Origin of the sequence: Bradyrhizobium sp. USDA 4541 (assembly GCF_024171085.1) — a bacterium.
Taxonomy (GTDB): domain Bacteria; phylum Pseudomonadota; class Alphaproteobacteria; order Rhizobiales; family Xanthobacteraceae; genus Bradyrhizobium; species Bradyrhizobium australafricanum.
The window spans coordinates 3,643,288-3,656,238 of record NZ_JALJZF010000001.1; the positions used below are offsets into that span (position 1 = coordinate 3,643,288).

Genomic DNA, 12,951 nt, shown 5'->3' on the forward strand with positions numbered 1-12,951 from the left:
GATCAGGATGAGGATGGTCAAGAATCACAGGTGCGCCGCACTGGGCATAGCTGGCGCACTCGCACTGTCGGCAGCGCCGCGCGCGGCGTTGGCCGATTCCGGCGGGGTCAGCTTCTGGCTGCCCGGCGCGTTCGCAAGCCTGACCGCCGCACCGGCCATGCCCGGCTGGGCGTATGAGACGATCTACATTCACCTCGACCAAAGCGCCAACGCGGGCAAGAATTTCGTCATCGGCAACCGCGTGCCCGGATCGGTCGTGGCCGGTCTCAACGCGCATGCCGACGTTCTCGTGGAAGGATTTACCTACACCTGGGCTCAGTCGGTGCTCGGAGGCCAGGCCGCCGTAACCTTCCTTACCGCGCCGGGAAATGTCGGCGTCGGTGTCGACGCGACGCTGACGGGGCCGCGGGGCAATACGGTCTCGGGCGTCGCAACCGACAACCGCAACACGGTCTCCGATGTCTTCTACCAGGGCACGCTGAAATGGAATCAGGGTGTCAACAACGAGATGTTCTACATCTTTGGCAACATCCCGAGCGGGACCTATGACAGCAGCCGCCTCGCCAATCTCAGCTTCGGATTCACTGCGATCGATGTCGGCGGCGCCTATACCTATCTCAATCCGGAAACCGGCCAGGAGTTCTCGGTGCTGGCGGGCGTCACCTACAACGGAATGAACAAGGATCTGCAGTACCAGAACGGCATCGACTTTCACGTCGACTGGGGACTTTCGAAGTTCGTCGCCAAGAATGTGCATGTCGGTGTCGCCGGCTACTATTTCCAGCAACTCACCGGCGACAGCGGTGCCGGCGCGACGCTCGGCGATTTCAAGGGACGCGTCGCCGGCATCGGCCCGCAGGTCGGATTCATCTTTCCGCTGGCCGACGGCTATCAGGGCTATCTGAACCTTCGTGGCTACAAGGATTTCGCCGCAGAGAACCGGCCGGAAGGGTGGACGGCGTGGGTGACGTTCCAGCTCTCGCCGGCCGCGCCGGCTACTACACCGACGAAGCCGATCGTGCGCAAATATTAGCGGAGGCGAACGACGAGCTCGATGAGTGATGCGCGCGAGACCGGCCGCGGGCCGGTTCGTATCGGCTTCCGCACCTCGATCATCACGGTGGTCATCGCCGCGGTGCTGGTGGTCGGACTGACGTTGGTCTATCTCAGTTTCAGGCGGGTCTCGTCGATCACGCAGATGGCCGCGAGCACCTTCATCGACAAGGTGGGGCAAATCGGCGCCGATCGCATCGACGCGCAGTTCAAGAATGTGCGCGACAACCTCGAGATCCTGGCAGGAATTCCGGCCATCCAGGAGGCCGACGTCGCCGACAATGTCAGGCTCTACGCCCTGCTGGCCTCGATGCTGCGCAACAATCCGCAGATCTTCAACCTCTATGTCGGGTACGAAGACGGCTCCTTCCTTGAGATGGACGTCATCGATCGCGCCAAGCCGCAATTCCGCACGGCGCTGAATGTCGCCGCCGACGCCGTCTACCGCGTCGTCGTCATTGCCCGCTCCGGCGCGGCCGCCGCGGCGCCGGTGACGCTGTTCCTGTCCGAAAACCTGACCAAGGTCGCCGAGGTGGCGGGGCCGCATAGCTACGACCCGCGGCGGCGTCCCTGGTATGTCGATGCCTTAAAGGATCGCAAGACGCTGCTCACCGGGCCTTATGTGTTCTACGCGACCGGGGAGCCCGGCTACACGCTGCGCACGCCGCTCAGGGAGGGCCGCCGCGGGGTGGTGGCCGCCGACCTGCTGCTCAATCGCCTCGAGGAGATGCTGAGCCGGCAAAAGCTCGGAAAATCCGGGCTGGCCTTCCTGTTCAACGACGCCGACCGCATCGTCGGCCATCCCGAGATGCGCGAGCTGATGACGGAACGCAGCGACGCACTGCCCCGGATCGACGTCCTCAAGCTTCCCGGCCTGTCCGCGGCGATCCAGGCCTGGCGCACCGACGGGCTCGCCCAGCAGTTCTTCACCGACGCCGACGGACGGACCCTTGTCGCGGCCTTTCACCGCATCGAGACGGCCGGTGCGGCCAACATCCACCTCGCGGTGGTCGCCCCGCTCGACGAGTTTTTCGCCAAGATCATCTCGGAGCGGCGCGCGCTGTTCGCCATCGCGCTCGGCTTTGTGATCGCGATGCTCCCTTTCGCGTTCTGGCTCGGCTCGCTGCTCGCCCGGTCGCTGCGTGAGCTGGCGCGGCAGACCGACGAGATCCAGCGCTTTCAACTCGCCGACCGGCCGCGGATGCAATCGGCCATCGACGAGATCGATGAACTGGGCCGCTCGGTGTTTACGATGCGCACCGTCGTGCGCAACTTCTCGAGCTTCATTCCGCAGCCGATCGTCCGTCAGCTGATGGAGTCAGGAGCCTCGCTGCAGCTCGGCGGTATCAGGCGCGAGGTCACGGTTCTCTTCACTGACGTCGCCGACTTCACCGCGAAGACCGAGAAGGCGGACCCCTCGCAAGTCATGATCTTCACCTCGCGTTATTTCGCCGCGATGTCGGAGGCGATCATGAAACACCATGGCACCATCGACAAGTTCATCGGCGACGCCGTGATGGCACTGTGGAACGCGCCGGACGAGGATCCCGATCACGTCGTTCATGCCTGCGAGGCCGTGCTGGACTGCGTTCACCGCAATGCCGAGCTCAACCGGGCTTTCCGCAGCGAAGGCTGGCCGGCCTATGGCACGCGGTTCGGCCTGCATCTCGGCGATGCCGTGGTCGGCAATGTCGGCTCCGCCGCCCGCATGAGCTACACCGCGCTCGGCGCCACCATCAATCTGGCCTCGCGTCTCGAAGGCCTCAACAAGAACTACGGCACGCAGGTCCTGGTGAGTGCAGCCGTGAAGGCGCGTGCCGAACACAGATTCGCGTTCCGCAGCGTCGACCAGATCCGGCCGAAGGGCTTTGCCGACGCGATCACGGTCTACGAGCTGTGCGGCGAACGCGGCGATTCGGAGCTGACGTTCTGCGCGCGCTGGGAAGCCGTCTACAGTTCGATCCGGTACGCGGAGCCCGCCGCGGCGGCGCTGCGCATTGCCGATTTCCTGGTCGAGTACCCCTGGGATTGTGTCGCGCAGTACCATGCCGAACGGCTGCGCAACGCGGTTCAGCAACCGTTGCTTGATCTACCGGTGCCCTGAGATGCAGGGAGAGGAAATTAGATCCGACCCTCGATCTTCCAGGGCCGCTTCGGTCGTCGATCGAGATTGCGCGATCGCCGATGCGATCGTTTCGGCCGCCCCCGCAACAGGGGCGCGTAACGCCGGTGCTAGGCGGCCATCAGTTGCTGAAGCGCAACAGCCTGCTCACGGGTCTGGAATGCGATGGCGGTGTGGGTAAAGCCCGACGAGGCCTGGGTCTGCGCGATATGATTGAGGACCTCGTTGCCCTTGACCACGTGAAGATCCATTCCCTGGCCGGCCGGGAAAATCCCCAGAACGACGTCGTAGGCCTCGATGATGGCCTTCAAGGCGCCACCCTTGTCTTCCGACGCGTCGATAAAGATACGAACATCCGCGGCGATACTACGAAGTTCGTCAAAGTCGATCACTGGAAGTCTCCCATACGCAACTCACTGATCGATCCTAGCTACAACTTGCTTACTGAAACATAAATTACGCGGGTTCCTCACCGGACAAGTGTCGCTAGGCGCCGGTCGGCGGCCTCCGCTTCGCAATGCGTTTGACCGGCGCATGGGCCGGCACGGCGTTCGAGGTCTGGTCGGCCATGTGGGGGATGCGGTGCTCGATATGCGCCACGACCCGGAAGAAGCTCTCCAGCGCCTTGGCGTCGAGACCGGCCGTGAGGTTGCTGTGCCGGCGCAGGATTTCATCCAGACTGCGGTCGAGCAGCGCCACGCCCTGCGATGTCAGCCGGATCTCGGTCCGGTTCCGGGCGCTGCCTCGCACCGGCGTCAGCTCGATCAGGCCCTTTTTCTTCAGCGAGGCCGTCTCGCGGCTGACGACGGCCTTGTCCAGTTGCGCATTGGTCCAGATGTCGTAGGCGCTTGCCGGTTCATGCTCCCTGAGAAAGGACAGCACCCGCCATTCCGCGAGCGATACGCCGTAGGCTTGCGGGAAGAAGGCATTGGCATTGGCGCGCAACTTCGCGACCAGGCTGGACAGCACCGTGGGCACGTAACGTTCGAAATCGATCACCAGCTCCGAGCCCGTGTTCCCTTGCGCGGCGCGGCGCGGGTCAGGGGCTCTGTTGCGGTTTGCGCCAGTCCGGCTCTTCATTCTTTCACGAGTTGAGTGCGCGCGATCAGGACCAACGCCGCCGCGACCAGGAGAACGCCTGTTACCACGAGGAATCCGGTGGTGAAACTGCCCGAGGCGTCCTTGGCGCGTCCGATCACGATCGGGATGGTGGCGCCTCCGATGCTGCCGATGGTGCTGACCAGGCCGATCGCGCCCGGCGCGCTCTGCCGCGACATGTAGGACTGGGGAATAGTCCAGAACACGGCCTGCGTACCATAGACACCGACATTGGCAACCATGAATCCGATGATGATCCAAACCGGCGATGTTGAAAAGGCCGCCATCGCGAAGCCGGCCGCTGCGATCACGAAGGTCATGGCCGCATAATAGAAGCGCTCACCGACATGGTCGGAGTGCCGCGACAACGCGATCATGCCGATCAGGCCGGCGACGGGCGGGATCGCGGTCACGAAACCGACCTGTGAATTCGGCAGCCCGAACGACTTGATGATTTGCGGCAGCCAGGGAAACAGCGATGCCAGGCCGCAGAACAGGCCGAAATTGCACAGGCCGAACAGCAGCACCATCGGCTTGGTGATGGTCCTGAGCACGCCTTCGGCATGCACCACCCCGGTCGCCTTGGCGTCGCGCTCCAGCGCGCTGGTCAGCCAGTTGCGCTGCGCCGTCGACAGCCAGCTCGCCTGCTGCGGGCGGTCGGTCAGATAGAAGATGCCGACGATCCCGAGAATGACGGGCGGCAGGCCTTCGAGGATGAACAGCCATTTCCAACCCGAGATGCCGAACACCCCGTTCAGCTCGAGGATCGCGCCGGAGATCAGCGAGGCGAAGATATAGGAGATCGGCACCGCATAGTTGAACATCGCGTTGTAGCGGGCGCGGTAGCTGAACGGAAACCAGAGGCTCAGCAGCAGCATCACCCCGGGAAACAGGCCGGACTCGGCAAATCCGAGGAAGCCGCGGAATGCATAGAGGCTGAGCGGGCCCTGCGTGAATGCCATCAGCATCGTAGCGATGCCCCACAGGATCGCGATCCGCGTCAGCGTGACGCGCGCGCCGTATTTGCTGAGGATGAGATTGCTCGGGATCTCGAAGATGGAATAGGTGAAGTACATGATGCCGACCGCGATGCCGAACTTCTCGGCATTGAGCCCGAGCTCCTTGTTCATCTGCAGCGCGGCAAAGGAGATGTTTCCGCGGTCGAGAATGGCGAGGAAGTACATCGCCATGACGAACCACATCAGGCGCAGCGCGACTTTGCGGATTGTGGTGCGTTCGATCTGCGGATCGGCGGTCGTCATCGCCGCCTTGTCCATCACGACTTCGGTCATCCCTGTTTCCCCCGATTCTTGATTTTTGATGGTCGTCTTATGCGGGCAGGCAAACTTCGAGCCTGTCGCCTGTCACACGTACCGGATAGGTCCGGATGTCGATCTCGACGGGGCTGGTCAACGCCTCGCCGGTCCTGATGTCGAAGCGGCCCATATGCAGTGGGCATTCGATCTCGCAGCCCTCCAGAATGCCGTCGGACAGCAGCGCCTCCGCATGCGTGCAGATGTTGCTCGTGGCGTAGTACTCGTTGCTGACGCGATAGAGCGCGATGTGGTGGCGGCCGATTTCGATGCCGTACGGCTCGCCTTCGTTCAGCGCGCTGAGTGCGGCCGCTTCGTGCCAGGTTCCCTGATCGTCCGTCATGTGCCTCTCAAATGCTGTAGAAATCGAGCGCGGTCGGGACGCGGTCGTTGACCAGCGTGATGACCTTGCGCGCGATCTTCCAGGTCTCGCCGTCACGCCGCAGCGTGTGCTCATAGCGCCCGTGCCGCAGATGCTCCTTGGCCGTGCGCGGGTCGTAGACGTGGGCCGAGAACACCGAATGGCAGGTGATCTGATCAGCGCCGGCTTCCGATGCTTCCAGGTTCGAGATCTGGTGCACGGTGCGCGGCAGCGGCAGCGCGGTGATCGATTTGCGCGACTCGATGCGCGCGATCCGCTCTTCCAGTCCGCGCCGCGCATCGTGGTAGAGCAACGAGACCTGCGTGTCGGGATCATTGGTGGTGGTGTATTCGTCGAGCCAGGCCGGCACCCAATAGACGGCGTTCTCGCTGTACATCGCGACCCAGTCGGCCCATTCGCCGGTGTCGAGCAGGCGAGCCTCGCGAAAGATGACCGCGGCTGCGACCGCGCGGGCATCGGTTTGCTTGATTGCGTCGGCCGCCATCACGCCGTCTCCCCGGCAGCGTGCTGCAGCAGCCTGCGCCACTCGCGATACCCGGGATGGAAATTCGTCTCGCCGCCGAAGCTGGTGGGGCCGAACGACCATTCTGAAGGGGTGATGCCGAGCTCGCGCGTGTGCGCGCTCTCGCCGTGGCCGACCTCCGCGATGCCGCGCAGATAACCTTGCGTGGGCGCGGCGGTCGTCGCGTCATAGCCGGTCTGGCAGAACTCGTACATGACGTTGTCGTCCGAGCTTGCTAGCCCGGAGGCATTGAAGAAGTCTTCGTAGTTGCGAATGCGAAGCGTGCGCGCCGCGGCACTTTCTCCGACCGGAGCAAGGCAATGCGACACCATCTCGGTCTTGTCGGGTGCCAGCGGCCGCCAGGTTCGCACCTGCGCCGACAGGATGTCGATGACCTGCAGGTTCGGAAAAATCGTGAGGTTGCGCTGGCGCAGCATCCATTTGGCGCGGGTGCTGCCGACGCGCTGCCGCACGGCGTCGAGACCCGCCGGATCTATGCCGAGCGGCCGGCCATAGAGCTGCGTGCGCTTGATCGACCAGTTGACGGCGTGACCGTAATCGAAGCTGAAGCTGCCTTGCCCTTCCTGCTCGCCTTCCGGCTCCGCGGTGAATCCGGCATCCGGTCCGGCGCTTGCATTGCGCTTCTTCAGGATATCGACGTAGGAGCTGTGCGTGGTCGCGAAGTGATAGTAGTCGAGACCGTTCTCGAACTGCAGCTTCCAGTTTCCATCGAACGTGTAGGTGCTGGCGCCCGGCACGAATTCGACCTCACCGCTGTCGCTCTGATCGATGATGAGGTCGAGGAACGCGCGGGTGTCGCCGAGAAATTCTTCCAGCGGCGGAACGTCGGCCGAGAGGCTCGCGAACAGGAATCCGCGATACGAGCCCAGCCGCGCGACCGGAAGAAGGTCGTGATTGCTGTTCGAGAAGGACGGCGGATACTGCCCGCTCGCTTCCTCCGTCACGGAGATGTTGCGCCCGCCCGAGTCGTAGGCCCAGCCGTGATAGCGGCAGACATGGAATTTCTGCCGGCCCTGCTTGAACGGGCAGACGATCGTTCCGCGATGCCGGCAGGTATTGAGGAAGGCGCCGACTTTGCCCTCAGCGCTCCGCATCACCAGGATTGGATGCCGGCCGATATGGGTGGTGACGAAGTCGTTGGGCCGAGCGACCTGGGATTCCAGGCCGATGAAATTCCACGTGGCCTCGAAGACATATCGCAGCTCGGCGTCGAACACGTCCGGGTCGGTGAAGATCCGGCGATCGACTTCAAAGATGCCGTCGCCGGGGCGGTCGTCGATGAGCCGGGAAATCTCGCTCAGCCTTGCCGCGTGGGTCTGCGAAGCAGCGTTCATAACGTCCTCCCTTCGACTAACCGCCGGCCGCGAAAAGTCGCCCGCAGAGCCGCTCACGGCTCGCGTCTTTTCACGGCGGGAACAGCCGGCTTGATCGCCAATCTTGGAATGACTCTATAGTTGTCATGACAACCATGGTCAAGACGGATTGGTCGATCGGAAGCTGCAGCCGGACGCAACGGATACGGCCCGTGCGTCGGGCTACAGCGAGGAATTGGGCAGACCGCTTGCGTGGAGCGGCGGGTTTAGCTCTTGCGCGCCGGCGCTGTCAGAATAATTCCCGCGTCGATCAAAGCGCGGCAGATCTTCTTCAGCGCGGCAATCGCTTCACGCGTGGCCCGGCTCACGGGCCGTCCGCGCGGCAGCGCCAGCACGCGCTCGGCGCGCATCCACGGCAACAGCGCCGCCGACAGCACGCCGGCAGCCACCTCCTGGTGAATGCCGGAGAATGGTAGCAGCGCGTAGCCGAGGCCAGATGCCACCATGCGTTTCATCGGTGTGCTGTTATCGACCCGCACCGCGCAGAGCATGGTCGACGGGAATGGGTTGCGGCTGAGCGGGGCCACCGCGGACGGCAAGGCGTCGAACTCCTTGCGGGTCAGCCGGCCGCGCTTCAGCAACGGGTCGCGCGACGGCCCGATCAGGAACACCTGCTCGACGACCAGCGTTTCATAGTCGAGATGGTCGTTGGGGGATGGCGTCGTCACGATCGCCAGATCGAGTTCACCGCGCAGCAGGCGTTCGGACGCGTTCTCAGTCAGGCCCTCGCTCAGTTCGAGCCTCACGCGTGGAAATTGCTTGACGAAGGCCTGGGCCAGCGGCGGGTAGAGGATATCGCCGAGGCTCGGCGGCGCACCGATCCGCACCGTACCGCTCGGCTCCCGATTTTCCGTGCGCACCTCGGCCTTGATGTCGTCGATCGTGCCGAGCAGCCAGCGCCCCCGCGCGAGCAGCACCTTGCCGGATTCCGTGACCGAGACACCGCGCGCGCCGCGTTCGAGCAGGGCGCCGCCCAATTCCTCCTCGAGTTCCTTGACGTGGCGGCTGAGTGCCGACTGGGCGACGTTCAGCGTGCTCGCTGCGGCGGCAAAGCCGCCACGCTCGGCGACGGCGACGAAATAGCGGATCTGCCGCAGGTCCATGACGGGCGCTCCATCTCAAATCGAGATGGATACCATATCAAACATATTCTTGTGAGATACCAAAAAAGGCGCAGTCTCCTCGCAACGATCAAACGGAGGAGAGACGAGGATGGGCATCGCCACCGATGAGGCACGCCAGACGTCCGTATTCATTGCCGGCGGCGGGCCGGTCGGCCTTGCGATGTCGCTGCTGCTCGATCGCTTCGGCATCGACTGCGTGGTGGTCGAGAAGAGCCCGACGACGACGGATCATCCCAAGTCGCGCGGCTGCTGGGTCCGCACCATGGAGATCTTCCGGCAGTGGGGGATCGAGCAGGCGATCCGCGACCGCGGTCTGCAGGACAATTCCGACATGTTCGTGTTCCTCGACAGCATCGCGGGCCACGAGTTCGGCCGCACCCGTCCCGAACCGAATGTCGGTCATACCCCCGCCTGGAAGAGCCTGGTCGCCCAGGACGCCGTCGAGGAGGAAATCCTGCGGGTGGTCGAGAAGTCCAAACACGCCACGGTCCTGTTCAACACGGCCTGCGAATCGTTCGAGGAGACCAACAGCGGCGTCAACGTCACGACACGGTGCGAAAAGACCGGCGAGGTGACCCATTGGACGGCGACTTACCTGATCGCCGCCGATGGTGCAGGCAGCCAGACCCGGCGCAGCGCCGGGATCGAGATGGTCGGGCCCTCGACGCTGGCGGTGATGTCGAACGAGTATTGGCGTGCCGATCTGTCGCGGCTGCCGATCGCGCGCGAGGCCGCAGGCTTCATCATCGTCCCGGACAAGCCCGACCTGCCGCGCGCCGGCATCCTGAACACCAATGGCCGCGATCGCTGGCTGACGGTGACGCAAATCGGCCTGACCAAGGACGATCGCGAGCGGCCGTGGACCGACCAGGAGTTCATCGAGATCGCGCGCGGCCATGTCGGCGTTCCCGATCTCGATGTCACGCTTTTGAACCGCTCGATCTGGCGCGTCAGCATGCAGGTGGCCGAGACCTTTCGAAAGGGCCGGGTGTTTCTGGTCGGAGACTGCGCACACCGCTTTCCGCCGACCGGCGGCTTCGGCCTGAACTCCGGCGTTCAGGACGCGCATAACCTCGCGTGGAAGCTGGCCTTCGTGCTGAAGGGCTTTGCGGACGAAAAGCTGCTCGACAGCTATTCCAGCGAGCGACGTCCGATCGCGCAATCCAATGCCAATTTCAGCTACGGCAATCGGCTGAGATTCGGGCTGACCGACGACGCCGTGCGATCGCGCGATCCGGACCGGATCAGGTTCTGGATCAACGACATGGACAATCACCTGCACAGCATCGGGCAGAACCTCGGTCACAATTACGAGGAGGGCGCGGTGATCCCCGATGGCACCGTCGCGAAAGCGTTGAACTCCCGCTACTACACGCCGACGGATCGTCCCGGCGCGCGATTTCCGCACATGTGGCTCGAGCCTTCGCGCAAGAAATCGACGCTCGACTGGTTCGACAAGCAGTTCACCGTCGTCACGGGGCCACTCGGCAGCGAGTGGCTGGAGGCGGGGAAGCAGGTGTCGGAGAAGACCGCCTTGCCGCTCTCGCTGAAACAGTTGCCGTCAACCGATCCGGCGGACGGATTCCAGCTCGGCATGCGTGGCGCCGTGCTGGTGCGCCCCGATGGCCATGTGGCCTGGCGGATGCCGTGGCTGCCGTCGGATCCGGCGAAGGAATTGGCCGGCGCGCTTTCAACGCTGCTGCATTAGCGGGGACACCGATGCAATCGTTCGAATCCAACGGCATCGTCACGGCGTTTGAGAAAACCGGGCGCGGCGAGCCGATCGTGCTGCTGCATGGCGGCGAGGCTGATCATGCGATGTTCGACGGCCTTGCGCCTGTCCTTGCGGCGAACTTCACGGTGATCGCCTATGACCAGCGCGACTCCGGTGCCACCCGAAACCCTCCGTCGTCCTATTCGCTGGCCGATTTGGCCGACGACGCCGCGGCCTTGATCGGAGGGCTCGGTTACGATCTTGCCCATGTCTTCGGAACCTCGCTGGGTGGGCAGATCGCGCAGGTGCTGGCGGCCCGTCATCCCGATCGCATCGACCGCCTGATCCTGAGCAGCACCTGGAAGGTCAACAGAAGCCCGCTCGACGTCAATGCGGATGTCTTCCGCAAGCTCGCTTCTTACCGTGCGGACACCATCGCCAACGCATCGAAGATTGCCGAGTTCTTCTTCCCGCCGGCTTATCTGCGGGCGCGACCCGAACTGATCGAGATCTTCCGCGGCTCCAGCCGCGACGAGGGCCAGAAGGCGCGCCGCGGCGCCTTGCTTGCGCAGCCTGTCGCCGCCGATCTGACCGGCTTTGATCGCCCGACGCTCTTGCTGGCGGGCGGTGATGACCGGCTGATCCCGAATGCGGAAACATTTGCGCTCGCCTGCGATCTTGCCCGCGTCGAGACCAGGACCATCGCAGGCGTCGGCCATGTCGCGTCGATCCAGGCCCCCGAGCGGGTGGCGGAGGCGATGACGGCATTTCTGAATTCAAACAAGAAGGCGGCTTGACAACAACAGGGGGAGACCATGGCGGAGCAAACGAGCGCAGTGCCGTTCGACGAAGCGCCGGTAACGACGCGCTATTGGCTATCGATCATCATCTTCGCCGTCACCGGCGTGGTCGATTTCTTCGATTTCTTTGTGGTCGGATTTCTGGTCTCGGTGCTGGCGCCGAAATGGCACCTGACGTTTGGGCAGACCTCGATCATGTTGATGAGCGCCGGCATCGGGGCGATGCTGGGGGCGTTCGTCGCGGGCGTCCTCGCGGATCGTTTCGGGCGCAAGCCGCTGGCGATATCCGGCGTTCTGCTCTGCGGCCTGACCTCGGGTGCGATCGCGTTCATTCCGGAAGACGGCTGGGTTGCGTTTGCGATCCTGCGCTTCTTCGTCGGCTTCGGCCTTGCCGCCGGCGCGGCGGCGGCGGTTCCTGCCATCGTCGAATTCGCACCGACCCGCCATCGCACGCTGGTCACGAGTCTCGTGGTCGTCCCGGTCGCCTTTGGCGTGCTGTCGGCATCGGTGACGGCGAGCTTCCTGCTGCCGCTGGTCGGCTGGCGCGGATTGGCGGCGGTCGGCTTCCTGCCGATCCTCCTCGGAATTCTGACCATGATCATCATGCCGGAATCGCCGCGCTGGCTCATCAGCAAGGGCCGCGTGCGCGAGGCGCAGGCGAGCATCCGGAAACTCTACCGGGTCGGTGGCGAGTCCTTCGTGCTGCCTGCGCTGCCGCCGGCGAGCCCGGCGACATTTGCCGATCTCTTTGCCGAGCAGCGGCGCTTCTGGCTGACGGTCCTGATCTGGTTCGGCGCCAGCACGGCGAATTACGGCGTGTTCCTGTGGGGGCCGACGATCGTGGCGCTTCTGCTCGGCGTCGCGCCCCAGGATGCGGCAAAGATGTTCATCTATGTCAGCCTCGCCGGCGTGCTCGGCCGGACCGGCTTCGCCTTCCTCGCCCATCGGATCGGCCGCAAGCCCTGTGGTCAGTTGATGGGCTACGGCACCGCGGTTTCGCTGGCGCTCGCCGCCTATTTTCACAACGACTTTGCCGGCTCGGTACCGTTGTTCCTGGTCTTCCTGATCGTCGGCGCCGTGTTCTTCGATGGCGGATTTTCGAACATCGGACCCTATCCGGCGGAAATCTTCCCGGTTCAGCTCTCGGGACGCGCAGTCGGCCTTGCCCAGCTCTCGAATGGGATCGGCAAGATCGTAGGTCCCCTGTGTCTCGCATTGATCGCCGGCGCGGATAATCTCGTGCATCCAAGTGCGACCGCCGCGGCGGTGACGCCGGCGTTCTGCTTTCTTGCCGGCGCGGGCCTCCTGATCGGCCTTGCCTTTACGTTCCTCGGCGTCGAGCCGCACGGGCGCCCGGTGGTTCTGTTTGGCGAAAACGCGAGCGCGAGCGCCGCACCGAAATCGCTGGCCGCAAAACCGGCCGTGGGACAGTGAAAGACGAAAGGTCAT

Annotated in this window: 12 protein-coding genes; 5 read left to right on the top strand and 7 right to left on the bottom strand. The window is 64.0% G+C overall.

Features of this window, described 5'->3' with window-relative positions:
* Positions 1-7 precede the first annotated feature (7 nt).
* Positions 8-1,033 carry a transporter gene (locus J2R80_RS17095; RefSeq protein ID WP_375162586.1) on the top strand — a complete coding sequence of 342 codons (1,026 nt, stop codon included), beginning with the start codon at positions 8-10 and terminating at the stop codon, positions 1,031-1,033.
* A 21-nt stretch (positions 1,034-1,054) separates the two neighbouring features.
* Positions 1,055-3,157 (top strand): adenylate/guanylate cyclase domain-containing protein, encoded by a 2,103-nt coding sequence (locus tag J2R80_RS17100; RefSeq protein ID WP_253638960.1) that lies wholly within the window; start codon positions 1,055-1,057, stop codon positions 3,155-3,157.
* Between the two features lie 128 nt (positions 3,158-3,285).
* On the opposite strand, the gene J2R80_RS17105 is transcribed toward J2R80_RS17100, so the two are convergent.
* The 7 genes from J2R80_RS17105 to J2R80_RS17135 form a co-directional block, all read right to left on the bottom strand.
* Positions 3,286-3,567: a hypothetical protein gene (locus J2R80_RS17105; RefSeq protein ID WP_057021052.1), complete on the bottom strand. Its 282-nt coding sequence runs from the start codon at positions 3,565-3,567 to the stop codon at positions 3,286-3,288.
* Between the two features lie 94 nt (positions 3,568-3,661).
* Positions 3,662-4,174: a MarR family winged helix-turn-helix transcriptional regulator gene (locus J2R80_RS17110; RefSeq protein WP_076823768.1), complete on the bottom strand. Its 513-nt coding sequence runs from the start codon at positions 4,172-4,174 to the stop codon at positions 3,662-3,664.
* Positions 4,175-4,251: 77 nt separating this feature from the next.
* Positions 4,252-5,565, bottom strand: a complete 1,314-nt coding sequence (locus tag J2R80_RS17115; RefSeq protein ID WP_057021050.1) for an MFS transporter — start codon at positions 5,563-5,565, stop codon at positions 4,252-4,254.
* 37 nt (positions 5,566-5,602) lie between these two features.
* Positions 5,603-5,929, bottom strand: coding sequence for a non-heme iron oxygenase ferredoxin subunit (locus tag J2R80_RS17120; protein ID WP_253638961.1), 327 nt, complete (start codon positions 5,927-5,929; stop codon positions 5,603-5,605).
* 7 nt (positions 5,930-5,936) lie between these two features.
* The gene (locus J2R80_RS17125) at positions 5,937-6,452 is read right to left on the bottom strand and encodes an aromatic-ring-hydroxylating dioxygenase subunit beta (protein ID WP_253638962.1); all 516 of its coding nucleotides are present in this window, start codon (positions 6,450-6,452) and stop codon (positions 5,937-5,939) included.
* Positions 6,452-7,825 (bottom strand): SRPBCC family protein, encoded by a 1,374-nt coding sequence (locus J2R80_RS17130; RefSeq protein ID WP_253638963.1) that lies wholly within the window; start codon positions 7,823-7,825, stop codon positions 6,452-6,454. Before J2R80_RS17130 ends, J2R80_RS17125 begins: the two co-directional genes overlap by 1 nt.
* Positions 7,826-8,070: 245 nt before the next feature.
* Complete coding sequence (locus J2R80_RS17135) at positions 8,071-8,967, bottom strand: LysR family transcriptional regulator (protein WP_253638964.1); 897 nt, start codon at positions 8,965-8,967, stop codon at positions 8,071-8,073.
* A 109-nt stretch (positions 8,968-9,076) separates the two neighbouring features.
* Here J2R80_RS17135 and J2R80_RS17140 point away from each other — a divergent pair, with 109 nt between their 5' ends.
* The 3 genes from J2R80_RS17140 to J2R80_RS17150 are packed head-to-tail and all read left to right on the top strand — an operon-like array spanning position 9,077 to position 12,936.
* Entirely contained in the window at positions 9,077-10,696 is a 1,620-nt protein-coding gene (locus tag J2R80_RS17140; protein WP_253638965.1) for an FAD-dependent monooxygenase, read from the top strand.
* A gap of 11 nt (positions 10,697-10,707) precedes the next feature.
* On the top strand, positions 10,708-11,499 hold the full coding sequence (locus J2R80_RS17145) for an alpha/beta fold hydrolase (RefSeq protein ID WP_253638966.1): 792 nt from the start codon (positions 10,708-10,710) through the stop codon (positions 11,497-11,499).
* Positions 11,500-11,517: 18 nt separating this feature from the next.
* Positions 11,518-12,936, top strand: a complete 1,419-nt coding sequence (locus J2R80_RS17150; RefSeq protein WP_253638967.1) for an MFS transporter — start codon at positions 11,518-11,520, stop codon at positions 12,934-12,936.
* Positions 12,937-12,951 lie beyond the last annotated feature (15 nt).